This is a genomic window from Phytopseudomonas dryadis, from assembly GCF_004327355.1.
Classification (GTDB): domain Bacteria; phylum Pseudomonadota; class Gammaproteobacteria; order Pseudomonadales; family Pseudomonadaceae; genus Aquipseudomonas; species Aquipseudomonas dryadis.
Genome location: NZ_QJUM01000021.1, coordinates 18,189 through 42,166, shown reverse-complemented (window position 1 = coordinate 42,166; position 23,978 = coordinate 18,189). Strand labels below are relative to the sequence as shown.

21 protein-coding genes are annotated in these 23,978 nt (G+C 65.4%); 15 read left to right on the top strand and 6 right to left on the bottom strand.

Annotated elements, in window-relative coordinates; all coding sequences use genetic code 11:
• Window positions 1–42: 42 nt before the first annotated feature.
• Complete coding sequence (locus DNK34_RS17455; RefSeq protein ID WP_131175559.1) at window positions 43–963, bottom strand: LysR family transcriptional regulator; 921 nt, start codon at window positions 961–963, stop codon at window positions 43–45.
• A 649-nt stretch (window positions 964–1,612) separates the two neighbouring features.
• Here DNK34_RS17455 and DNK34_RS17450 point away from each other — a divergent pair.
• The 6 genes from DNK34_RS17450 (at window position 1,613) to DNK34_RS17425 (ending at window position 9,017) form a co-directional block, all read left to right on the top strand.
• On the top strand, window positions 1,613–3,103 hold the full coding sequence (locus tag DNK34_RS17450; protein ID WP_131175560.1) for an aldehyde dehydrogenase: 1,491 nt from the start codon (window positions 1,613–1,615) through the stop codon (window positions 3,101–3,103).
• Window positions 3,104–3,144: 41 nt separating this feature from the next.
• Entirely contained in the window at window positions 3,145–4,518 is a 1,374-nt protein-coding gene (locus DNK34_RS17445) for an aspartate aminotransferase family protein (RefSeq protein WP_131175561.1), read from the top strand.
• A gap of 135 nt (window positions 4,519–4,653) precedes the next feature.
• Window positions 4,654–5,640: an ABC transporter substrate-binding protein gene (locus tag DNK34_RS17440; RefSeq protein WP_131175562.1), complete on the top strand. Its 987-nt coding sequence runs from the start codon at window positions 4,654–4,656 to the stop codon at window positions 5,638–5,640.
• 154 nt (window positions 5,641–5,794) lie between these two features.
• The gene (locus tag DNK34_RS17435; protein ID WP_131175563.1) at window positions 5,795–6,598 is read left to right on the top strand and encodes an ABC transporter permease; all 804 of its coding nucleotides are present in this window, start codon (window positions 5,795–5,797) and stop codon (window positions 6,596–6,598) included.
• Entirely contained in the window at window positions 6,586–7,419 is an 834-nt protein-coding gene (locus DNK34_RS17430) for an ABC transporter ATP-binding protein (protein WP_131175564.1), read from the top strand. Before DNK34_RS17435 ends, DNK34_RS17430 begins: the two co-directional genes overlap by 13 nt.
• Entirely contained in the window at window positions 7,419–9,017 is a 1,599-nt protein-coding gene (locus tag DNK34_RS17425; protein WP_131175565.1) for a GMC family oxidoreductase, read from the top strand. Before DNK34_RS17430 ends, DNK34_RS17425 begins: the two co-directional genes overlap by 1 nt.
• Before the next feature lie 30 nt (window positions 9,018–9,047).
• Here the strand turns inward: DNK34_RS17425 and DNK34_RS17420 are convergent, their stop codons facing one another.
• A complete protein-coding gene (locus tag DNK34_RS17420; protein ID WP_131175566.1) occupies window positions 9,048–9,803 on the bottom strand; it encodes an outer membrane beta-barrel protein in 756 nt (251 codons plus the stop codon).
• A 437-nt stretch (window positions 9,804–10,240) separates the two neighbouring features.
• Between DNK34_RS17420 and DNK34_RS17415 the strand changes: the two genes are divergently transcribed.
• From DNK34_RS17415 to DNK34_RS17385, 7 genes are all read left to right on the top strand, one after another.
• Window positions 10,241–11,215 (top strand): Bug family tripartite tricarboxylate transporter substrate binding protein, encoded by a 975-nt coding sequence (locus DNK34_RS17415; RefSeq protein WP_131175567.1) that lies wholly within the window; start codon window positions 10,241–10,243, stop codon window positions 11,213–11,215.
• A 148-nt stretch (window positions 11,216–11,363) separates the two neighbouring features.
• On the top strand, window positions 11,364–12,626 hold the full coding sequence (locus DNK34_RS17410; RefSeq protein ID WP_131175568.1) for an OprD family porin: 1,263 nt from the start codon (window positions 11,364–11,366) through the stop codon (window positions 12,624–12,626).
• Between the two features lie 72 nt (window positions 12,627–12,698).
• Window positions 12,699–13,169, top strand: a complete 471-nt coding sequence (locus DNK34_RS17405) for a tripartite tricarboxylate transporter TctB family protein (RefSeq protein ID WP_131175569.1) — start codon at window positions 12,699–12,701, stop codon at window positions 13,167–13,169.
• Window positions 13,170–13,172: 3 nt separating this feature from the next.
• Window positions 13,173–14,690, top strand: coding sequence for a tripartite tricarboxylate transporter permease (locus DNK34_RS17400; protein ID WP_131175570.1), 1,518 nt, complete (start codon window positions 13,173–13,175; stop codon window positions 14,688–14,690).
• 4 nt (window positions 14,691–14,694) lie between these two features.
• Window positions 14,695–15,732, top strand: a complete 1,038-nt coding sequence (locus DNK34_RS17395; protein WP_131175571.1) for an AbrB family transcriptional regulator — start codon at window positions 14,695–14,697, stop codon at window positions 15,730–15,732.
• Window positions 15,733–15,780: 48 nt separating this feature from the next.
• Complete coding sequence (locus tag DNK34_RS17390; protein ID WP_131175572.1) at window positions 15,781–16,752, top strand: Bug family tripartite tricarboxylate transporter substrate binding protein; 972 nt, start codon at window positions 15,781–15,783, stop codon at window positions 16,750–16,752.
• 118 nt (window positions 16,753–16,870) lie between these two features.
• Window positions 16,871–17,566 (top strand): RraA family protein, encoded by a 696-nt coding sequence (locus tag DNK34_RS17385; RefSeq protein ID WP_131175573.1) that lies wholly within the window; start codon window positions 16,871–16,873, stop codon window positions 17,564–17,566.
• Between the two features lie 39 nt (window positions 17,567–17,605).
• On the opposite strand, the gene DNK34_RS17380 is transcribed toward DNK34_RS17385, so the two are convergent.
• Window positions 17,606–18,283 carry an IclR family transcriptional regulator gene (locus tag DNK34_RS17380; RefSeq protein WP_131175574.1) on the bottom strand — a complete coding sequence of 226 codons (678 nt, stop codon included), beginning with the start codon at window positions 18,281–18,283 and terminating at the stop codon, window positions 17,606–17,608.
• 150 nt (window positions 18,284–18,433) lie between these two features.
• Here DNK34_RS17380 and DNK34_RS17375 point away from each other — a divergent pair, with 150 nt between their 5' ends.
• Both DNK34_RS17375 and DNK34_RS17370 read left to right on the top strand, forming a co-directional pair.
• Window positions 18,434–19,633, top strand: coding sequence for a CaiB/BaiF CoA transferase family protein (locus DNK34_RS17375; RefSeq protein ID WP_131175575.1), 1,200 nt, complete (start codon window positions 18,434–18,436; stop codon window positions 19,631–19,633).
• Window positions 19,630–20,466, top strand: a complete 837-nt coding sequence (locus tag DNK34_RS17370) for a citryl-CoA lyase (RefSeq protein WP_131175576.1) — start codon at window positions 19,630–19,632, stop codon at window positions 20,464–20,466. Before DNK34_RS17375 ends, DNK34_RS17370 begins: the two co-directional genes overlap by 4 nt.
• A 10-nt stretch (window positions 20,467–20,476) precedes the next feature.
• Here the strand turns inward: DNK34_RS17370 and DNK34_RS17365 are convergent, their stop codons facing one another.
• From DNK34_RS17365 to phoB, 3 genes are all read right to left on the bottom strand, one after another.
• Window positions 20,477–21,820, bottom strand: a complete 1,344-nt coding sequence (locus tag DNK34_RS17365) for a hemolysin family protein (RefSeq protein WP_131175577.1) — start codon at window positions 21,818–21,820, stop codon at window positions 20,477–20,479.
• Between the two features lie 63 nt (window positions 21,821–21,883).
• Window positions 21,884–23,188, bottom strand: coding sequence for a phosphate regulon sensor histidine kinase PhoR (gene phoR, locus DNK34_RS17360; protein ID WP_131175578.1), 1,305 nt, complete (start codon window positions 23,186–23,188; stop codon window positions 21,884–21,886).
• Window positions 23,189–23,240: 52 nt separating this feature from the next.
• Window positions 23,241–23,930, bottom strand: coding sequence for a phosphate regulon transcriptional regulator PhoB (gene phoB / locus DNK34_RS17355; RefSeq protein ID WP_131175579.1), 690 nt, complete (start codon window positions 23,928–23,930; stop codon window positions 23,241–23,243).
• Between the last annotated feature and the right edge of the window lie 48 nt (window positions 23,931–23,978).

Below are 23,978 nucleotides of genomic sequence, written 5' to 3'. Positions count from 1 at the left end.
CAGGCGTAATCCGGGTTTGTCGTCGGATCACAGGTTATTCGTCTATGCCTTCTCGGTCGCTCTCGCCGCGAACTGCTCCTTGCAGTACTCGACGAACAACTGCGCCGGCTTGGTCAGCTGTGCGCGCTTGAGCCAGGCGGCCACCAGCCCCGAACCGGTGACCTCTTCGCTGATGTCGACGCAGACCAGCCGTTGGCCGTCGTAGGTGACGTTGCAATGCGGACGGGTGACCAGCACGGAGAAGCCGAATCCCTGGCCGACCATGCCGCGGACCATCTCGATGGACGGCGAACTGAACACGATGCGCGGGTTCAGACCCAGTTCGTGGAAGATGCTCACGAAGTAGTTACGGCTCGGCAGCACGTCGAGCAGGATCATCGGCTCCAGCGCCAGGTCGTGCAGGGACACGCTCTGCTGCCGGGCGAAACGGTGCTCGAAGGGCAGCAGCACATAGGGGCGCTGGGGCGCCATCAGCGCCTCGGTCTCGATGGTGGCGTCGAGATCGTGCTGGTAGAGCAGGGCCAGGTCGAAGCTGCCGGCGGTCAGGCCCTGTACCAGTTCGTGCTGTTCGCCATCGCGCAGGCGGATCTCCACGCCCGGGTAACGCTGGCCGAAGCCGGCGATCAGGCATGGCAGGATCAGCGGCGCGACCGTCTCGAAACAGCCGATGTCGATCTGCCCGGCCACCACGTCGTTGTCGGCCAGGGCGTTCTGTTCGAACTCATGGGCCATGCGCAGCAGCTCCTGGGCCTTGCGGTAGAAGCGCCCGCCCGCCGGCGTCAGCGAGACGCCCTGGGCGTGGTGGCGGATGAACAGTTGCACGCCGAAGCTTTCCTCCAGGCCCTTGATCGCCGTGGAGATGGAGGGCTGGGCGATGTACAGCTTGCGCGATGCTTCGGCGACGCTGCCGCATTCCACGGTGGTGACGAAGTACCTGATCTGGCGCAGGGTATAGGAAGCCACGGCATACCTCGGGTAACGGTTACGGCACCCACCATAGCGCGTTGCCGCGCTGCGGGTGCGGCGCGCCGAACCAGCATTTTGCTGGGCAGTGGGCAGGTTTTTCATGGGCTGTGCGGCAGCGGCCGGGGACTGCCGTTGCAAGATGCTCGCCGTTGCTCGTGCCGATGGTGGCTGAAGAAAGCGCCAGCTACGTGCCCCGATCCACCCGGGATTCAGCGATAAGCGCGCAGGATTGCCAATGTGTGTAGGAGCCGCGACCTCGCGGCGAATCGTGGCCATACCGCGATTTTTGCAGCATGGCCGCCAGCATATCGCGCCGGGTCGGCGCTCCTACTTGTGAATCCTGACTGCGAACAGGCTCTTGTAGGCTGGATCAAGCCGCTAGCTACCTGAGTCAGGTCGGGCACTGGAATGAAGCAGGAATGGGCCCTGCCATCGGCTGGGCAAGGGCCGTGGTGCCGTGCGCTGCTCGCACAGGCCCTGGCGCTGTGCAGGGGCTTGCTCGGAAAGGGTGCGACGAGCGCCCTGTTGGTGCGCGTGAAGCCAGTTTTTTCGTATGTCCCGATGATATTTTTAATATTTTTCCTCTCGTCGCCCATGGGCCACCATCTGCTCGCAACAGCAATCCATTGGCGAGAAGGGGATGGCGGTGTACGAACTCAGCGACTGGCAGCAACGTGCGCAACGGCAACGCTTCATCGACCGGGCGATCATCGGTGGTCGTCAGGTCGCTGCGCAGTCCGGCGCCACCTTCGCCTCGATCGACCCCGCCAGCGGCCGGTTGCTGGCCCATGTCGCCGCCTGCGACGCCGCCGATGTCGAGCTGGCGGTACGGGCCGCGCGGCACGCCTTCGACGCCGGCGTCTGGTCGCAACGGGCGCCGGTCGAACGCAAGCAGGTGCTGCTCAGGCTCGCCGAGCTGATCCTCGCCCACCGCGACGAACTGGCGCTGCTCGATTCGCTGAACATGGGCAAGCCGGTCATGGACGCCTGGAACATCGACGTGCCCGGCGCCGCCGGGGTACTGCGCTGGTATGCGGAAAGCCTCGACAAGCTGTACGACGAAGTGGCGCCGAGCGCGCGCAACGTGCTGGCCACCATCACCCGTGAAGCCCTGGGGGTGGTCGCCGCCGTGGTGCCGTGGAACTTCCCCCTGGACATGGCCGCCTGGAAACTCGCCCCGGCCCTGGCCGCCGGCAATTCGGTGATCCTCAAGCCCGCCGAGCAATCGCCCTTCTCCGCCCTGCGCCTGGCCGAACTGGCCCTGGAGGCCGGTGTGCCGGAAGGCGTGTTCAACGTGGTCACCGGCCTTGGCGAGAGCGCCGGCAAGGCCCTCGGCCTGCACAGGGATATCGATTGCCTGGCCTTCACCGGTTCCACCGAGGTCGGCAAATACTTCATGGGCTATTCGGCGCAATCCAACCTCAAGCAGGTCTGGCTGGAGTGCGGCGGCAAGAGTGCCAACCTGGTGTTCGCCGATTGCCAGGACCTGCAGCTGGCCGCCGAGAAGGCCGCCTTCGGCATCTTCTTCAACCAGGGCGAAGTCTGCTCGGCCAACTCGCGCCTGCTGGTGGAGCGCTCGATCCACGACGAGTTCGTCGAGCGCCTGCTGCACCAGGCCCGCGACTGGCAGCCGGGCGACCCGCTGGACCCGGCCAGCCGCGCCGGGGCCATCGTCGAGCAGCGGCAGACCGCGCGGATCATGGCCTTCATCGACGATGCGCGCAGCGAGGGCGCCCACCTCGCCTGCGGTGGCCGGCAGCTGCGGGTCAACGGCTCGGACAATTTCATCGAGCCGACCCTCTTCACCGGCGTGGCGCCGGGTAGCCGCCTGGCCCGCGAAGAGGTGTTCGGCCCGGTGCTGGCGGTGATGCCCTTCGACAGCGAAGCGCAGGCCGTGCAACTGGCCAACGACAGCCACTACGGCCTGGCCGCCTCGCTGTGGAGCGACGACCTCAATCGCGCCCACCGCGTGGCGCGCCAGTTGAAGGTCGGCACCGTGTCGGTCAACACCGTCGATGCGCTGGACGTCGCCACCCCGTTCGGCGGTGGCAAGCAATCGGGCTTCGGCCGCGACCTGTCGCTGCATTCGTTCGACAAGTACACGCAGCTGAAGACCACCTGGTTGCAGTTGCGCTGAGCCATGGCCATCAGAGCCAGACAGAAGAAAGGAGCCCTGCGATGACTGCCCCGAAGCACACGACGAAGGAATACCAGGCCCTGGATGCGGCGCATCATATCCATGCCTTTCTCGATCAGAAGACGCTCAACGAGCAGGGCGCCCTGGTGATCGCCAGGGGCCAGGGCCTGAACCTGTGGGACAGCGACGGCAAGCGCTACCTGGACGGCATGTCCGGCCTCTGGTGCACCGCGCTGGGCTATGGCCGCGCCGATCTCAACGCCGCCGCCGCTCGCCAGCTGGAAGAGCTGCCGTACTACAACCTGTTCTTCCACACCACGCATCCGCGGGTGGTGGAGCTTTCGGAGCTGCTGTTCAGCCTGCTGCCGGCGCACTACAGCCATGCCATCTACACCAACTCCGGTTCCGAGGCCAACGAGGTGCTGATCCGCAGCGTGCGCCGCTACTGGCAGGTGGTCGGCAAGCCGCAGAAGAAGATCATGATCGGCCGCTGGAACGGCTACCACGGTTCCACCCTGGGCAGCACCGCGCTCGGCGGCATGGGTTTCATGCACGAGATGGGCGGCATGCTGCCGGACTTCGCCCATATCGGCGAACCCTACTATTTCGCCGCAGGCGGCGATCTTTCCGAGGACGAATTCGGCCTCGAGGCCGCCCGCGAGCTGGAAGCGAAGATCCTCGAACTGGGCGCCGAGAACGTCGCCGCCTTCGTCGCCGAGCCGTTCCAGGGCGCCGGCGGCATGATCTTCCCGCCGGCCAGCTACTGGGCCGAGATCCAGCGCATCTGCCGCCAGCACGACGTGCTGCTGTGCGCCGACGAAGTGATCGGCGGCTTCGGCCGCACCGGCGAGTGGTTCGCCCACCAGCACTTCGGCTTCGAGCCGGACACCCTGACCATCGCCAAAGGGCTGACCAGCGGCTACATCCCCATGGGCGGCCTGGTGCTGTCCAGGCGCATCGCCGATGCCCTGGTGCAGCAGGGCGGCGTATTCGCCCACGGCCTGACCTACGCCGGCCACCCGGTGGCCGCCGCGGTGGCCATCGCCAACCTCACCGCGCTGCGCGACGAGAGGATCGTCGAAAGGGTCAAGGCCGACACCGGCCCCTACCTGCAGCAGCTGCTGCGCGACACCTTCGGCGAACATCCGCTGATCGGCGAGATCCAGGGCACCGGCCTGGTCGCCGCGCTGCAGTTCGCCGAGGACCGGGCCAGTCGCAAGCGCTTCGCCAACGAGAACGACATCGCCTGGCATTGCCGCAATGTCGGCTTCGACGAGGGCCTGATCATCCGTTCGACCCTGGGGCGGATGATCGTGGCCCCGGCCCTGGTCGCCAGTCATGCCGAGCTGGACGAACTGGTGGAGAAGACCCGCCGCGCGCTGGATCGCACTGGCCGCGAACTGAACCTGCTGTAACTGAAACCGCTTCACAGAAAGCGCCAGGAACAAGGCGCCGGCCCGACGAGGCCGGCCCGCGCAAGACATTTGGCCACTGGCCGCCTTCTGCCCCACGCAAACCAATAACGAGCCAACAGGCTGTGGGAGTGCTTCATGAAACCATCCTTGTGCCACCGTATCGTCCGTACTTTCGCGTGCAGCGCACTGGCTGCGGGCACGGCCGCCACTGCGCAGGCCGGCAGCCTGTCCATCGGCCATACCACCTGGGTCGGCTACGGCACCCTGTACCTGGCCCGCGACCTCGGTTACTTCAAGGAGCATGGCCTGGACGTCGAGTTCAGCGTAATCGAGGAGGCGTCCATGTACATGGCCGCCCAGGCCTCGGGCAAGCTCTCCGGCTCGGCCTCGACCATCGACGAGATCCTCAAGTACCGCTCCAAGGATTTCTGCTTCAAGGCGGTGGCCGCGCTGGACGAGTCCCATGGCGGCGACGGCATCGTGGTGAGCGAGGGCATCACCGCTATCGAGGATCTCAAGGGCAAGTCGGTGGCGGTCAACGAGGGCTCGGTGTCGCAGTTCTGGCTGGCCTACCTGCTCAAGCAGGCGGGCATGAGCCTGGACGACATCGAGGTGCAGAACATGACCGCCGACGATGCCGCCTCGGCCTTCATCGCCGGGCGCGTACCGGCGGCGGTGACCTGGGAACCGAACCTGACCACGGTCAGGCAGAAGGGCGCCGGCCAGGTGCTGGTCGACAGCAGCGCCACGCCCGGGGTGATCGTCGACGTGGTGGCGCTGTCCTGCGAGGTCATCGACCAGCAGCCGGAGGACGTCAAGGCGCTGGTCGCCGGCCTGTACAAGGCGGTCGAGTACACCAGGACGAATCCCGAGCAAGCCTACGCGATCATGGCCAAGGGCGTCGGTGGTTACCTGTCCAAGCCCGAGGATCTGGCCGAGGCGGCCAAGGGCGTGAAGTTCTACGACCAGGCCATGAGCGAGAAGCTGCTCGGCACGCCGGGCAAGCCGGGCGACATCGCCGCCATCATCGGCCTGGCCAATGAAACCTGGAGCAGCCTGCAGGGCAAGCCCTACGTGGTGAGCTACGAGGATCTGGTGGATACCTCGTTCGTCACGCCGTAGGCCTTCGCGCCCTTTCTGCGCAGAACGGGCCCTGTGGGAGGGGCTTCAGCCGCGACCGTCGCCGCTGAAGCGCCTCCCACGGCGCTTGCCCCAGGGACAGAGGGGCCGACTGCGCGTTCAGCGTCTTCCAATACCCCGCAACACGAGGTGGTGAATGGCCACGCAAAAATCCTGGCTGCAGCGTTGTCTGACGCCGAAAGCCGATCTGCCGGGCGCCCTGGTGCTTGGCGCCGGCACCCTGTGCTGGCTGCTGGTGCTCGGCCTGTGGGCCGGCTTTTCCTATGGCGGCGTGGTGCCGTCGATGTTCCTGCCGACCCCGGGCGACGTGCTCGCCGCCGGCGTGCGCCTGGCCGGCGACGGCACCCTGGGCAAGCATGTGCTGGCCAGCCTGGAGGTGGTGCTGATCGGCTTCGCCGTCTCGGCCCTGGTGTCGGTGCCGCTGGGTCTGCTGATGGGCAGTTTCCGCATCGTCCAGGCGCTGCTCGAGCCGCTGGTCAACTTCATCCGCTACCTGCCGGTGACCTCCTTCGTGCCGCTGTTCATCCTGTGGATCGGCATCGGCCTGGAGCAGCGCGTGGCGGTGATCATCTTCGGCGTGTTCTTCCAGCAACTGGTGATGATCGCCGACGTCTCCAAGGGCGTGCAGAAGGATCTGATCAACGCCAGCTACACCCTTGGCGCCAGCCGCCGCGACGTGGTGCTGCACGTACTCGGCCCGGCCTCGCTGCCGGGTATCCTCGATACCCTGCGGGTGACCATGGGCTGGGCCTGGACCTACCTGGTGGTGGCCGAGCTGGTCGCCGCATCGAGCGGCCTGGGTTACATCAGCCTCAAGGCCATGCGGGGTTTCCAGGTCGACGTGATCTTCCTCGCCATCGCCATCATCGGCCTGCTCGGGCTGATCACCGATCAACTGTTCCGTTTGCTCCGCCTGAAGGTGACCGCATGGGCGCAATAGCCAAGAAACCCTACATCATGCCGGCATTGAGCGAGTACGCCGAAGTGGCCGCGCGCCTGCGCGTGGACAACGTCAGCCTGCGCTACCAGTCGCCCAAGGGGGAAACCTTCACCGCCCTGGACCGCGTCTCCTTCGAGGTGCCGGATCAGCAGTTCGCGGTGATCGTCGGCCCTTCCGGCTGCGGCAAGTCGAGCCTGCTCTACCTCACCGCCGGCCTCAGCGAGCCCAGCGAGGGCGACATCTACGTCGGCGGCAACAAGGTCGAGGGGCCCGGTGCCGACCGTGGCATGGTGTTCCAGGGCTATACCCTGTTCCCCTGGCTGACCGTGCGCCAGAACATCGAGTTCGGTCTCAAGCGCCGTGGCCTGGCCAGTGGCGAGATCAACACCATCGTCGACTTCTACCTGGGCGAGGTCGGCCTGGCCAGGTTCGCCGGGCATTACCCCAAGCAGCTTTCCGGCGGCATGATGCAGCGCGTGGCGATCGCCCGGGCCCTGGCCAACGACCCGCAGATCCTGCTGATGGACGAACCCTTCGGCGCCCTGGACAGCCAGACCCGCCTGCAGATGCAGCAACTGCTGCTGCAGGTGTGGGGCAACAGCAAGAAGACCGTGGTGTTCGTCACCCACGACATCGACGAGGCCATCCTGCTGGCCGACCGCATCTACGTGATGGGCGCGCGCCCGGGACGGATCAAGGAAGTGCTCGACGTGCCCATCGAGCGGCCGCGCAATCTGGATGTGGTGATGGAGCCGGCGTTCATCCGCATGAAGCGGCACATTCTCGGCCTGCTGCACGATGACCTGGAGGTGATGCACTGATGGCCGATACATTCGATTACCTGATCGTCGGTGCCGGTTCCGCCGGTTGCGTGCTGGCCAACCGACTGAGCGCCGACCCGGCCATGCGCGTGTGCCTGATCGAGGCCGGCGGCAGCGACGCCAGCCCGCGGGTGCAGACACCCGCCGGTACCATCACCCTGTACAAGAGCCGGGTGTTCAGCTGGAACTACTTCTCCGCACCGCAGAAGAACCTCGCCGGGCGCAGCCTGCACACGCCACGGGGCAAGGCCCTGGGCGGCTCCAGCGCGATGAACAGCATGATCTACATCCGCGGCGACGCCAGCGACTACGACCGCTGGGAGGCCGCCGGCTGTCCCGGCTGGGGCTGGCAGGACGTGCTGCCGTACTTCAAGCGCTCGGAAGGCAACCGCCTCGGCCAGTCGCTGCTCTACCACGGCACCCAGGGCGAACTGCTGGTGGATCGCCCGCGCGACCCCAATCCGCTGTCGGAGGTGTATATCCGAGCCGGCGAACGCCTCGGCCTGAGCCGCAACGACGACTTCAATGGCGGCACCCTGGAGGGGGTCGGCCTGTACAACGTGACGCAGAAGGACGGCAGACGCTTGTCCAGCTACCGCGCCTTCGTCCACCCGCTGCGCGACCGGGCCAATCTCACGGTGCTCACCGGCTGCCAGGTCGGCCGGCTGATCCTCGACGGCGCGCGTGTCAGCGGCCTCGAGCTGCAGCAGGCCGGGCAGTGGCGCACCCTGCACTGCGTGCGCGAAACCATCCTCTGCGCCGGTGCCCTGGGCTCGCCGCATATCCTGCTCAACTCCGGTATCGGGCCGCAGGCCGAACTGGAAGCGGCGGGCGTGGCCTGCAAGGTCGATCTGCCGGGGGTGGGCAAGAACCTCCAGGATCATATCGACGGGCTGGTCACCGTGCGTTCGAAGAGCCCGCTGTCACTGGGCTTCTCCCTGGGTTCGCTGCCCAAGGTGCTGGCCTCGCCGTTCAGGTACCTGGCGCAGAAGATGGGCTGGCTGACCACCAACTACGTCGAGGCCGGCGGCTTCGCCCGTACGCCCCTGGCCGGCGCGCTGCCGGACGTGCAGATGCACTTCGTACCCGGCTACCGCAGTCATCGCGGTCGCCTGTTCGAGTGGGGCCACGGTTACGCCATCCACACCTGCGTGCTGCGTCCCGGGAGCGTCGGCGAGGTGCGTCTGGGCCCCGGGCGCAGCCTGGAAATCGACTTCAACTTTCTCGACGATCCCGAGGATGCCCGGGTGCTGGTGGAGGGGGTGAAACTGGCGCGGCGTATCCTCGCCCAGCCGCCGTTCGACGGCTTGCGCGGTACCGAGATGCTGCCGGGGCCGCAGGTGCAGAGCGACGAGCAACTGCTGGCGCACCTGCGCGAACAGGCGGCAACGGTGTTCCATCCGGTGGGTACCTGCAAGATGGGCACGGACGCCATGGCCGTGGTCACGCCCGAGCTGAGGGTGCGCGGCGTGGACAACCTGCGGGTGGCGGACGCCTCGATCATGCCGACGCTGATCAGCGGCAACACCAATGCGCCGTGCATCATGATCGGCGAACGTGCCGCCGATCTGATCCTGAGCGCCGAGCGCCCGGGCTGACTGCCGGACGCTCGACGTTTTGCGGGTGGCTTAGAATGCCAGGCCGACTTTCAGGCCCACCTGTTCCTGCTTGAGCTTGGTGCGCTCGGCGAGCGCACTGTTGCTATCCAGCTCGTAGCGGGTCTGGGTGTAGTACAGGCTGGTGCTGATTGGCAGGTTGCTGATGCCCTTGTTCCACAGCACGCTCAGCTCGCCGTAGGGGTTGACCTTGTCCTTGAGGTCGACCGAATCGCTGTCGCCATCGACCTTCAGGCGGGCCTCGGAATTGATCGAGTAGCGGGCGCCGACTTCCAGACGCACGGTGTAGTCCGGGGTCAGGTAGTTGTAGCCCACGCCGGCCTTGGCGAACGGCGATTTGCTGGTCAGCTTGACGTTGCTGTCGAACGGGCCGATGTCATCCTGCTCGATACGGCCCCAGTCGTAGCCGCCACCGACGATCAGGTCGACATAGTTGTTGCTGCTCAGGGCCGCGCGCAGACCCAGGTCCAGGTCGGCACGGGCGGATTTGTACTCGACATCGTCCTTGTCGCGGTACTGGCCTTCGATACCGGCCTGGTAGATGAAGCCTTCCTGGCCGGTCAGCTTGTTGCCGAAGTTGTAGAACAGGCCGCCCTGGTTGAGGCGCTCCTTGTCGCTGTCATCATCGACGGTCAGCTTGTACTGGTTGTGCGAACCGATCACGCCGATGGTGGAGATCGGGTCGGTGATCGAGTCGGCATAGGCATGGGAGGCGCCGGCGAGGCAGAGGGCGAGGGCGGTTTTCGAGGTTAATCCATTGCGTGTCATGGCGAGATCCTTGTTGAGACAGTCGATTGAAATGCTGGCGTGCACCGAAATAGAGCGGTCAGCTCACGATGGACTGTCACCGACTGGTGATGATTCGGGTCGCCCGACAAGCGGTCGCAAGTGCCTGTTTTCCCTGGTCGGGACTCGCTGCCCGGTGCTCTGAAAGTGACCGTTCGGTCAACATGGTCCCCGGCTGTTCATCGCCCTCTACCGCACCTTATTGCCTGCTCGCCGTTCCACCGTGCAGAACGATCAGCGTTTTTTTCCTTTCGCCTGCGTCCCTCGATCGCCGAAGGCGCCGCTTCTTTGCCACAGAGAAGTGGACACCGGTCGATTTATTTCTTAATCTGTCCATAAATCAGAACGATGTTCTGTCTGATAGAACAAATGGAAATGTTCATCCCGGCAACTCCCAATAAAAACAAAGAGGAATTCCTATGTTGCGTTTGAGCAAGCGTCACGCATTGGGGCTGAGCGTGCTATTGATCGCCGGCAGCCTGCAGGCCGAGCCACGTCGTCCGGAATGCATCGCGCCTTCCAGCCCGGGCGGCGCCTTCGATCTGACGTGCAAGCTCGCGCAAAGCGGCCTCAAGGACATCGAACTGCTCAAGGCGCCGATGCGCGTCACCTACATGCCCGGCGGCATCGGCGCGGTGGCCTACAACACCATGGTCGCGCAGCGTCCTGCCGATGCTGGCGCCATCGTCTCGTTCTCCAGTGGCTCGTTGCTCAACCTGGCGCAGGGCAAGTTCGGCCGCTACGACGAGAATGACGTGCGCTGGCTCGCCGCCGTGGGAGCCAGTTACGGGGTGATCGCCGTCCGCAAGGATTCCCCCTACCAGAACCTCGACGATCTGCTCGGCGCGCTCAAGGAAAACCCGGCCGTTACGCCGCTGGGCGCCGCCGGTACGGTGGGCAGCCAGCACTGGATGCAGGCCGCGCTGCTCAGCCGTGCCGGCGGCATCGACCCACGCAAGCTGCGCTATGTCGGCTTCGATACCAACGGCGATGTATTCACCGCCTTGCTCGGTGGCCATGTCGGGGTGATCAGCGGCGATATCGCCGTGGCCGCGCCTTATGTCGAGTCGGGCGATGTCCGCGTGCTGGCGTTGCTGGCCGACGAGCGCCTGGACGGCAAGCTGGCGGGAATCCCTACCGCCAAGGAGCAGGGCTATGAGGTGTCCTGGCCGGTGATCCGCGGTTTTTTCATGGGGCCGAAAGTGAAGGATGAGGATTACGCCTGGTGGCTCGCCTCCTTCGAACGGCTGATGCAGACCGAAGCGTTCGCCCAGCTGCGCGACCAGCGGGAAATGTACGCCTTCTCCATGACCGGCGATGAGCTGACCGAGTACGTGAAGAAACAGGTGGCCGAGTACAAGCAACTGGCCGGCGACTTCGGCCTGATGCAGTGAGTGGCCGCCACTCATTCGACCCCCAAGCGGGAGCGGATGAGGAATGGTCGGTAATGGACGCTATCGATCTCAGCCACGAACAACCCTGCCGTCATCAGGCCGATGACGCTTGCAGGCGTATCACCCGATAACAACAAGGAGGCAGTCGATGCCCGTTTTCCGTTCCGCACCGCTGGCTGCGGCTATTGGTGCCTCGCTCCCGCTGCTGGCCTGCAGCCTGGGGAGCCAGGCCGCTTTCGTCGAGGACAGCTCGGCCAGGCTGGATCTGCGCAATTTCTACCTCAACCGCGACTTCCGCGATGGCGCCGGCCAGTCCAAGCGCGAAGAGTGGGCTCAGGGATTCATCCTCGACCTGCGTTCCGGCTATACCGATGGCACCCTGGGCTTCGGCGTGGATGCCCTGGGCATGCTCGGCCTCAAGCTCGATTCGGGGCGCGGGCGCACGGGTACCGGGCTGTTGCCCACTCACGATGACGGCCGCGCCGCGGACGAATACTCGAAGCTGGGCCTGACCGCCAAGGTGCGGCTGTCCGCGAGCGAGCTGAAGGTCGGCACGCTGATTCCCAGGTTGCCCACCGTGCGGCCCAACGACGGCCGCATCCTGCCGCAGGTGTTTCGCGGCGGGCAGCTGACCGCCAACGAGCTGGAGGGTCTGACCCTCAACCTCGGTCGTCTGCAGCGGGTCACCGCGCGGGATGTCAGCCATTCCGAGCGCCTGGCGCTGAACAACAAGAACCGCCGTTTCAGCGGTGGTGCGGCGGAATCGGCACATTTCGATTTCGCCGGCGCCGACTACCGTTTCACCCCGGCGCTGACCGGCAGCTACCACTTCGGTCAGTTGGACGATGTGTACAACCAGCACTTCCTCGGCCTGCAGCATTCGCTGCCGCTGGGCGAGGGCGAGCTGAAGACCGACCTGCGCCTGTCCATCAGTGACGACCAGGGCCGCGCCCTCGGTGGCGAGGTCGACAATCGCGCGCTCAATGGCATGCTCACCTACAGCCAGGCCGGACACAGCATCGGTGCCGGTTACCAGCGCATGTTCGGCGATACCGGTTTCGCCTACATCGACGGCTCCGACCCCTACCTGGTCAACTTCCTCCAGCTCAACGATTTCGCCCAGGCCGAAGAACGCTCCTGGCAGGCGCGCTACGACTACGACTTCAGTGCCCTGGGCGTACCGGGACTGACCTTCATGGCCCGCTACGTCAGCGGCTCCCAGGCCCAGGTCACCGGCAGCGACCAGCACGGTCGCGAGTGGGAGCGCAACATCGACGTGCAATACAAGGTACAGAGCGGTGCGCTGAAGAACGTCGGGGTGCGCTGGCGCCATGCCAGTCACCGCGCCAACTTCACCCGCGGCGCGGACGAGCATCGTCTGATCGTCAGCTACAGCCTGCCGATCTGGTAACCAGCGAACCTGGTCGCCGTGGGCGGCCTTCTTGCAGCGGAACGCGCAAGCCACGTCCGTGAGGGGTGTTTCATGTATCAACGCATCTTCGGAGCGATCCTGCTGGCGATCTGCGTCGGCCTGGTCGTCGTCGCCTGGGGTTACCAGGCACCGTTTTCCTACGAGCCGGTCGGGCCGCGGGCCTATCCGCTGCTGTTGCTGGTGCTGATCATGGGCGGCGCGCTGTACCTGCTGTTCAAACCGGCTTCGCTCACCCTGGTTGCGCAGCCCGGTCACGACGAAGACGTGCCGCTGGATCGGCCCATGCTGATCAAGGTCTGTACCTGCGTCGGTCTGCTGCTGGTGTATGCCGCGCTGTTCGAAAACCTGGGCTTCGTGCTCAGCACCACGCTGTTCGGCTTGTTCATCGCCCGCCTGTATGGCGCCCGTTGGTGGCAATGCGCGGTGATCGGCGTGGTCGCCTCGATCGGCCTCTACCTGCTGTTCGATTACGCGCTCGACGTGCCCCTGCCCTTGGGCGTTCTGGAACTCCTGGAGATCTGATCGATGGAAACTCTTAGCTATCTGGGGCAGGGCTTCGGCGTCGCGCTCACGCCTTACAACCTGTTCACCGCGCTATGCGGCACCCTGATCGGCACCGTGGTCGGCCTGTTGCCTGGCCTGGGCCCGATCAACGGCGTGGCGCTGCTGATTCCCATCGCCTTCGCCCTCGGCCTGCCGCCGGAGAGCGCGCTGATCCTGCTCGCTGCCGTATACCTGGGCTGCGAATACGGCGGCCGTATCTCCTCGATCCTGCTGAACATTCCCGGCGAAGCCTCGGCGGTGATGACCACCCTCGACGGCTACCCGCTGGCGCGTCAGGGCAAGGCGGGCGTAGCGCTGTCGATCTCCGCCTGGAGCTCCTTCGTCGGCGGCCTGATGGCCACCTGCGGCGTGGTGATCTTCGCCCCGCTGCTGGCCAGTTGGGCAGTAGCCTTCGGCCCGGCGGAGTACTGCGTGCTGATGGTCTTCGCCATCGTCTGCCTGGCCGGCATGGCCGGCAACAAGCCGATGAAAACCGCCATCGCCGCGCTGATCGGCCTGCTGCTGTCGTGCATCGGCATCGACTCCAACAGTGGCGTGTACCGCTTCACCTTCGGCAGCCTCGGCCTGGCCGATGGCATCCAGTTCGTGGTGCTGGTGCTCGGCCTGTTCTCGGTCAGCGAAATCCTCGTGCTGCTCGAGCGCACGCACAATGGCCAGAAAGCCATCGAGGCCGGCGGGCGCATGCTGTTCAACCTCAAGGAAGGTGCCTCGGTGCTAGCGACCAACCTGCGCACCGGAGCCCTGGGCTTCTTCCTCGGCATCCTGCCCGGTGCTGGCGCGACCCTGGCCAGCGCCGTGGCCTACATGGCCGAGAAGCGCCTGGCCACCAAGGACAACAAGTTCGGCGATGGCGACCTGCGCGGCCTGGCCGCTCCGGAAACCGCCAACAGCGCCTCGGCCTGCGGCTCCATGGTGCCGATGCTGACCCTTGGCGTGCCCGGCTCCGGCACCACCGCGGTGATGCTCGGCGCCCTGACCCTGTACAACATCACCCCGGGCCCGCTGCTGTTCCAGAACCAGCCGGACATCGTCTGGGGCCTGATCGCCTCACTGTTCGTCGCCAACCTGATGCTGATCGTGATCAACGTACCGATGATCAAGATCTTCACCAAGATCCTCGCCGTGCCGTACTGGGCGCTGGTACCGGTGATCGCCATCATCACCTCGATCGGCGTCTATGCGGTGCACGCCACCACCTTCGACCTGTACCTGATGATCGCCATCGGTGTGGTCGGCTACATCCTGCGCAAGATGGATTTCCCGCTGTCGGCGATCCTGCTCGGCTTCATCCTCGGCGGGCTGATGGAGCAGAACCTGCGCCGGGCGCTGTCGATCTCCAATGGCGAGCTGAGCATCCTCTTTTCCAGCCCGATCACCTGGGTGGTCTGGGTGCTGATCGCCGGGATGATCCTGTTCCCCATCTGGCGCACCCTGCGTCGTCGCCGCGAGGTCCGCCGCGCCCTGGCTGCGGCCGAGTAACGGTATGCGCGGATCGCGCTGGTTCGCCACGCCCTTCGTCGGCCTGCTCGGTGGCTGGCTGGCGAGCCTGATTGGCTGGCCGCTGCCGTGGATCGTCGGCGCCATGCTGGCGGTGATCCTGGTGCGCTGCAGTGGCTGGCGCATCGAGGACATCCCCAATGGGCGCAAGTGCGGGCAGTGGCTGATCTCCACCGGCCTGGGCCTGCACTTCACCCGCGAGGTGGTGGAGCAGATCGGCAGTCATGCGCTGGTGATCCTGCTCTGCGCCCTGGCCACGCTGCTGCTGTCGGTGATCGGCGTGGTGATCTTTCGCCGTGGCGGCAACGACCCGGTCACGGCGTACTTCGCCAGCATGCCCGGTGGTGCCAGTGAAATGATCAACCTGGCGGCACGCCACGGCGCCGGCCAACTGGATAGGGTGGCGGCCGGGCAGAGCCTGCGCATGGTGCTGATCGTGCTGTGCATCCCGGCGCTGTTCACCCTGGGCATCTCCACGCCGAGCGCGCCGGCTCCGGCAGCGGTGGACTGGCGCTGGCTGGCGCTGCTGCTGCCGCTCGGCGCCCTGGTGGCCTGGGCCTGGCAACGCCTGCACCAGCCCAACCCGTGGATGCTCGGGCCGCTGCTGGTCTGCGCCACCTGCGCGGTGTGGATGGACCTGCATATCGGCCTGCCGCCCGGGCTCGGCGAGGCGGGGCAATGGCTGATGGGCTGCTCGCTGGGCAGCTACTTCGATCGCCCGTTCTTCCGCTCGGCGCCGGCCTTCCTGCTACGCGTGCTGGCGTTCACCGCATTGATGGTGCTCGGCGCCAGTGGCCTGGCCTGGTGCCTGGCGCAGCTCGGCGGCCTGCCGGTGGCCGCGACCATGCTGGGCATGATGCCCGGCGGCATCAGCGAACTGAGCCTGACCGCCGAGGCGCTCAATCAGTCGGTGGCGCTGGTGACCGCGATCCAGGTACTGCGTTTCGTGCTGGTGGTGTTTCTCGCCGAGCGCGTGTTTCGCTTCTGGCGGCGTTGTGCGTCGCCGGATGCACCCAGGGAATGACCGCGCCGGATGCGCATTCACTGTACAAAAACAACAAAGGTGTTCGACATGAAGCATTTCGCTGTTCTGTTTGCGTTGTCCCTCTCGGTGGCCGTCTCCAGTGTCCACGCCGATGCACCGCGTCGCCCCGAATGCATCGCCCCCAGCAGTCCGGGAGGTGGCTTCGATATCACCTGCAAGCTGCTGCAGGGCGGTCTGAACGAGCAGAAACTGCTCAACAGTCCGATGCGCGTGACCTATATGCCGGGCGGCCTGGGGGCGGTGGCCTACAACGTGATCGCCGGGCAGAAAAAAGCCGATCCCGGTCTGGTCACGGTGTTCTCCAGTGGTTCGCTGATGAACCTGGCGCAGGGCAAGTTCGGCCGCTTCGATGAAAACGCGGTGAAGTGGCTGGCGGCCCTGGGCGTGGACTATGGCCTGGTGGCGGTGCGCGCCGACTCGCGCTTCAAGACCCTCGACGACCTGGTCGAGGTGCTGAAACAGGACCCGGGCGCGGTGCCGATGGGCGCCGGCGGTACGGTCGGCAGCCATGGCTGGATGCGCGCTGCGCTGCTGGCGCGGGAGATCGGGGTGGACGCCCGGGCGCTGCGGTACGTGCCGTTCGAAGGCGGTGCCACCCATTACACGGCGTTGATGGGCGGCCACATCGAGGTGGTGTTCGGTGCCACCAGCGAAGTGGCCGGGCAGATCGAAGCCGGCACGCTGCGGGTACTGGCGGTGCTCGCCGACGAGCGCCTGCCGGGCAAGCTGAGCGAGATCCCGACCGCGAAGGAGCAGGGCTACGACGTTTCCTGGCCGGTCATCCGCGGTTTCTACATGGGCCCGGAGGTCAGTGACGAGGCGTTCGCCTGGTGGCAGGACGCGTTCGCCCGCCTGTTCGCGTCGGCTGAGTTCAGCCAGCAGGTCGAGCGCCGCGATCTCTATCCGCTGACCCTGCAGGGCGATGAGCTGGATGCCTATGTCCGGCGCCAGGTCGCCGAGTATCGGCAACTGGCCAAGGAATTCGGGCTGGCCGAATGAGCGCCTTTACAGGCGGCCCACCGGGGATTCCCGTACCCCCGTCGGCCGCGCAGGCCGAGCCGCCGCTACGCCACGCCCGTATCGACCCCCACGTCTTGTTCCAAGAGGAGTTCGCATCATGAGTCACGCTGCCCCTGCCTGGCCCGCCGGCTTCGCCGTCAATCCGCGTGCCACTGCGCCCGATCGCGAGTTGATCGAAGCCTTTCGCCGTGTCCCGGTCGCCCACGCCAGCGACTGCATGGGCCGTGCGGTCGGTGGCCTCGGCCTGCGTGCCTACCACGGGTCGCCGGACATGCTGATGTGCGGCCCGGCGCTGACCGTGCGTGTGCGCCCCGGCGACAACCTTATGATCCACAAGGCCATGCTCATGGCCGAGCCGGGCGATGTGATCGTCATCGATGGCGCCGGTGACCTGACCCAGGCGGTGATCGGTGGCCTGATGCGGACCACGGCACTGGCCAGGCACCTCGGCGGTTTCGTGGTCAATGGCGCGGTTCGCGACGTCGCCGAGTGGGCCGAAGGCGAGATCCCGGTCTACGCCCTGGGCCATGTGCACCGCGGGCCGAGCAAGGAGGGGCCGGGCGAGGTCAACGTGCCGCTGTCCTGTGCCGGGTTGATGGTGGCGCCGGGCGATCTGATGCTCGGCGACGCCGATGGCGTGGTGGCGATTCCCGCCGCACGCCTGCGCAGCCTGTTGCCCGAGGTGCTCGCCCATGCCGACAAGGAGGCGCGCATCCGCCAGAGCAACCAGCAGGGCAGTGCCGATCCGGAACGCATCGACGCGCTGCTGCGCGCCAAGGGCTGCCCGGTCTGATCCCGTCACCTTCAATTGCGGCGCATGGCCTGAAGCGCGTCACTCGTTGGCGATCTGCCGGGTCAGGCGGATCGCCTCTTCCTTCAGGCGCTCTACGGCCCGCGCCTGGAAAGCCTCGTCGAAACGGCTCTTGAGGCCGGACACCGACAGCGCGCCGCGCAACGAACCATCGGGCAGGCACAACGGCACCGCGATGGCTGCCACGTCCGGCGCTCGCTCCCCAAGCGACAGGTGATAACCGCGCTGGCGAATCAGATCCATCACCTCGCCCTGCTCGCCGGCAAAGGCCAGCAGTACCTGGCCGGCAGCGCCGCGCTGCAGCGGCAGGCGCACGCCTTCCTCCAGGTGATGGCGGATTTCCTGGTTGGAGTTCTGCCGCAGCAGGCAGACCCGCACATCTCCCTCGCGCACATAGAAGGACGCTGTCTCGTTGAGCTCCTCGGCCAACTGTCGCAGCGACGGTCGGATCAGGTCGCCAAGTTCACGGCGATACAGCGAACCGAGCTGGCCGATGGTCGGGCCCAGGCGAAAGGCGCCGTGCTCGTCGCGCACCAGGTAACCGAAGTGCTCCAGCGAACCGCACAGGCGCAGGATGGTGCTCTTGTACAGGCCGGTCTTCTCGGCCAGGTCACGCAGGTTGAGGCGGCTCGGGCCATTGGCGAAGGCGCCGACGATCGACAGGGCGCGATCGACGGCTTCGACTCGATTCTTGGTCATGGGGCATTCCTGTGCGGGCGAATCCGGCCATTCTAATCCAGCTGATGGGACGAACCGCAGCGATGCGTTGAAAGCGAGGCGATATTCTATATAATAGAAAGATGTTCTATCTAGTAGAATAAAATCTCTCAAAACAAGGAGCTCGTCAGCATGATCAGCCCACTGAAAGGCATTCGTGTGCTGGATCTGACCAACGTACTGGCCGGTCCATTCTGCTGCCATCAACTGGCCCATATGGGCGCTGACGTGATCAAGGTCGAGGTGCCCGGCAGCGGCGACCTGGCCCGCCAACTGGGAGCCGATGCCGAGCTCAACCAGAAATTCATGGGTGTTTCCTTCCTGGCGCAGAACCCCGGCAAGCGTTCACTGACCCTGAATCTGAAGAACGCCGAGGCCCGCGAGGTATTCCTCAAGCTGGTCGCCAGCGCCGACGTGCTGGTGGAAAACTTCCGCCCCGGTGTGATGACGCGCCTGGGGCTGGGCTACGAAACGCTCAAGGCGGTCAATCCCAAGCTGATCTATTGCGCCATTTCCGGTTTCGGCCAGGATGGCCCGCTGCACGATTTACCGGCCTACGATCAGATCATCCAGGGCATGTCCGGGGTGATGAGCATCACCGGCGCGCCGGAAAACGCGCCGTATCGGGTGGGTTATCCGATCTCCGATACCGTCGGTGGCATCACCGCCGCCTTCGCCATTACCAGTGTGCTGGCCGACCGTCAGCGCAGCGAAGGCTGCTTCCTCGATATTTCCATGCTCGAAGCGTCCCTGGCCACCATGGGCTGGGCGGTGTCGAACTTCCTGGTCGCCGGTCGTGTACCTCAGCCGATGGGCAACGACAACGTCACCGCCAGCCCGTCGGGCACCTTCCGCACGGCCAGCGGGCCGCTGAATATCGCCGCCAACAAACAGGAACAGTTCGAGGCGGTGTGCCGGGTCGTGGGGCGCGAGGAGCTGATCGCCGATCCGCGTTTCGCCAAGCGCCAGGCTCGCCTGCAGCACCGTGATGAGCTGACCCGGCTGCTGGAGGAGGCGTTGTCGACCCGCCCGGCGGACGAATGGTGGGCCTTGCTGGTGGCGGCGGGCGTGCCGTCCGGGCCGGTATACCAGGTGCCGGAGGTGCTCGAGCATCCACAGATTCGCGACCGCGGCATGATTGCCCACTTCGAGCGGGTGCCTGGTGTCGAGCGCCCGGTCAGCCTGCTGCGTACCGGTATCAAGATCAACCGCCAGGCGCCGTCGGTGAGCACACCGCCGCCGCAGCTCGGTGAACACACCGACAGCATCCTGGCCGAACTCGGCTACAGCGACGAACAGATCCACAGCCTGCGCGAGGAGCACGCACTATGACCGACGCCAACGACGGACGCCGCCTGAGCGAACAATGGTGGACGACCTCCATTATCCAGATGCAGCCGGGCGAGATCCGCTACCGCGGTTACGCCATCGAAGAACTGATCGGCAATGTCGGTTTCGCCCAGATGATCTGGCTGATGCTGCGTGGCGAGCTGCCCAGCGTCGCCCAGGGCCGCCTGCTGGAAACCGCGTTGATGTCGGCTGTCGACCACGGCCCGCAGGCACCGAGCATCGCCATCGCGCGCATGGCCACGACCTGCGGCGTCGGCCTCAACAGCGCCATGGCGTCGGCGCTGAATGTGCTTGGCGACGTGCATGGTGGTGCCGGTGAGCAGGCTGTCGGGTTGTACCTGGACATCGCCGCGCGGATGGAGGCCGGCGACGCCCAGGAACAGGCCACCGATGCCGCCCTCGATGCCTTCATCGCGGCCAATGGCAAGTTCATCCCCGGTTTTGGCCATCGCTTCCATCCTGTCGATCCGCGTTCGGCGCCGCTGTTGGCGGCGGTCGACAAGGCTGCCGCCGAGGGCGTGGTCGGTGGGCGTTTCGCGCAGATCGCGCGGGGCATCGAAGAGCGGCTGCAGGCCCGCAAGGGTAAGCGCATTCCGATGAACATCGACGGTGCCACCGCGGTGATCTACGCCGAGCTGGGCTTTCCGGCACCGCTGGCGCGAGGGCTGTTCTGCCTCTCGCGTTCGGTCGGCATCCTCGCTCACGCCTGGGAGCAGACCCAGCAGGGCGGGCGCAACAAGGGGCCGATCCCGCGACAGTTCATCTGGGATTACGACGGCCAGGCAGCGCGGCCGGTGCCGGCTAAGGAGGGCTGAGCCGGGTGGCTCAGGCGTCCAGTTTGATGACCTTGGCCAGGACGATCTTCGGGCCTTTCATCTTCTTGACGATCAGGCGCAGGCCAGTGACTTCCAGCGATTCCTCTTCCTCGGGAACGCGCTTGAGGGTTTCGTAGATCAGGCCGGCGAGGGTTTCCGCCTCGATGTGGTCGAGGTCGACGCCGAGCAGGCGTTCCAGCTTGAACAGCGGCGTGTCGCCGCGCACCAGCAGCTTGCCCGGCTGGTAGGCGAGGATGCCGCGTTCGGCCTTGCGGTGCTCGTCCTGGATATCGCCGACCAGGGCTTCGAGCACGTCCTCCATGGTCAGGTAGCCGATGACCTTGCCGTCGGCTTCCTCGACCAGAGCGAAGTGCGCGCCGCCCTTGCGGAACTCTTCGAGCAGTTCGGACAGCGGCAGGTTGCGGTTGACCTTCTCCAGCGGGTGCATCAGCTCGCTCAGGCGCAGGGTCGAGGGCAGCATTTCCAGCTGCGACAGGTGCAGCAGCAGATCCTTGATGTGCAGCACGCCGACGAATTCGCCGGCGGCTTCGTCGTAGATCGGGTAGCGGCTGTACTTGTGACGGCGGAACACGCTGAACACTTCGTCCAACGAGGCATTGAGCTCCAGATAGACCAGGTCTTCCCGCGAGTTGGCCCAATCCACCACTTCCAGCTCGCTCAGTTCCACGGCCGAGGCGAGTACGCGCATGTCCTGATCGGTCGGGTCGCTGGCGCGGCTGGAGTGCAGGATCAGCTTGAGCTCGTCGCGGCTGTAATGGTGATCGTGGTGCGTGCCCGGTTCGCCCTGGCCGGCGATACGCAGGATGGCGTTGGCGCTGGCGTTGAGCAGGAAGATCGCCGGGTACATGGCCCAGTAGAACAGGTACAGCGGCACCGCCGTCCACAACGATAGCAACTCGGGCTTGCGGATCGCCCAGGATTTGGGCGCCAGCTCGCCGACCACGATGTGCAGGTAGGAAATGATGAAGAAGGCGGTGAAGAAGGCGATGCCGTGAATCAGCTTCGGCGACTCGATGCCGATCGAGGTCAGCAGCGGTTCGAGCAGGTGGGCGAAGGCAGGCTCACCGACCCAGCCAAGCCCGAGAGAGGCCAGGGTAATGCCCAGTTGGCAGGCCGACAGGTAGGCATCGAGCTGGTTGTGCACGGTGCGCAGGATGTGTCCACGCCAGCCATTCTCCTGGGCCAGGGCTTCGACCTTGGTGGCCCGCAGCTTGACCATGGCGAACTCGGCGGCGACGAAAAAGCCGTTGAGAAGCACCAGGAACAAGGCGAACAGCACGAGGCCGAAATCGGCGAAATAGGTGGAGAAAGAGACGCTCGTAGAGGGATCCATGGGGAGTTCGTGTGACCAGATATTGCTAAAGGGTGGGGCCTGGGACGGTGCTTTGCAATAGGTCTAAACGCGGTGCGCTATCTGGGTGGCCGGGAAATGGCAGATGAACAGGCTGCCCTTGCCGACGACGCTGGTGATATCCAGCTTGCCGCGATGACGCAGCAGCACGTGTTTGACGATGGCCAGGCCCAGACCGGTGCCGCCGGTGTTGCTGGCGCGGCTGGAGTCCACCCGATAGAAGCGTTCGGTCAGGCGCGGCAGGTGTTTGGCCTCGATACCCAGGCCGCTGTCCTGCACCGAGAGGTGGGCGCCCTGTTCGTTTTGCCACCAGCGGATGCGGATCTCTCCCTCGGCCGGGGTGTATTTGACCGCGTTGAACACCAGGTTGGAAAAGGCGCTGCGCAGCTCCGATTCGCTGCCCTTGAGTTTGAGCTGGGGGTCGGCTTCCAGGCTGATGCGGTGGTTGCGTTCGGCGGACAGTGCCTGGGCATCGGTCTTGATCGACAGCAGCAACAGATCGACCGCCACCGGCTGATTGTCGGACGGATAGTCGGTGGCTTCCAGCTTGGCCAGCAGCAGCAGATCGTTGAGCAGGCCCTGCATGCGCGAGCCCTGTTGCTGCATCTGCTGCAGAGCGCGGCGCCAGCGTGGATTGATCTCGTCCACGTTGTCCTGCAGGGTTTCCAGGTAACCGGAAATCACCGTGAGCGGCGTGCGCAGTTCGTGGGATACGTTGGCCACGAAATCCTTGCGCATCTGTTCCAGCTGGTGCAAACGGGTCACGTCGCGCACCAGCATCAGGTGTTCCCGATTGCCGTAGCGGGTGATGTTCAACTGTAGCTGCTTGCGAGGGTTGACCGGCGAGGGCAGGTCGAGCGGTTCGAGGTAACTGCCACGCTCGAAATATTCCTTGAAGCGCGGATCACGCACCAGGTTGGTGATGGACTGGCCGCTGTCCTGGGGCGTTTTCAGGCCCAGCAGGGTTTCCGAAGCCTTGTTCCACCATTCCAGGTTGCCGTTGCTGTCGAGCATGATCACCGCATCGCGCAGGGCCGCGGTGGATTCCTGGACGCGGTCGATGACTGCTTGCAGGCGGCCACGGGCACGCTGGTTGCGGCGCTGCAGGTGATAGATGCTGTCGAACACCTCGCCCCACAAACCGTAGCCGTCGGGCGGCGGCTCATCGGGTTGGTGATCCTTGAGCCAGGCGTGCAGGCGCAGCAGTTGGCTGAGTGTCCACGCCAGGTGGATGGCCAGCCCCAAGGCCAGCGCCCAGGCATAGTGGCCGCTGATCAGGCCCACCATCAGGCAGGCTGCGATCAGCAGCAACAAACGACGGGTTATGGCGCCACGCCAATGGCTCGTCACGTTTCGTTCATCCGCCAGCATGTCCCTGTCATGTTGCGCTCCAGGCTGCCGGTCAGCCCTTGGTGGAGAAACGATAACCGGTGCCGCGCACCGTCTGCACCAGGTTTTCGTAGGCTTCGCCGAGTGCCTTGCGCAGACGGCGGATATGCACGTCGACGGTTCGCTCTTCCACGTAGACGTTGCCGCCCCACACCTGGTCGAGCAACTGGCCGCGTGTGTAGGCGCGCTCCTGATGGGTCATGAAGAACTGCAGCAGGCGGTATTCGGTCGGGCCCATTTCCGCCGGCCTGCCATCGATGGTCACGCGATGGCTGATCGGGTCGAGCAGCAGCCCGCCCACTTCGATAGGGCCTTCGCTGTCGCTGGGGCCAGCACGGCGCAGTACGGCTTTCAGGCGGGCGACCAGCTCGCGGGGCGAGAAGGGCTTGGTGATGTAGTCATCGGCACCGACTTCCAGACCCTGGATCTTGTTGTCCTCTTCGCCCTTGGCGGTGAGCATGATGATCGGGATATCTCCGGTCAGCTCGTCGCGCTTGAGGCGCCGCGCCAGCTCGATGCCGCTGGTTCCGGGCAGCATCCAGTCGAGCAGGATCAGATCGGGTTTGCGGTCGACGATGATGGCGTGGGCCTGCTGGGTATTTTCCGCTTCCAGGCACTCGTAACCGGCCATTTCCAGCGCCACCACGATCATTTCGCGGATCGGTGCTTCGTCATCGACGATCAGGATGTTCTTGCCAACCATGGATCAAGCCTCGGTTCATTCAACTGTCATGCGGCGCATTAGATAACG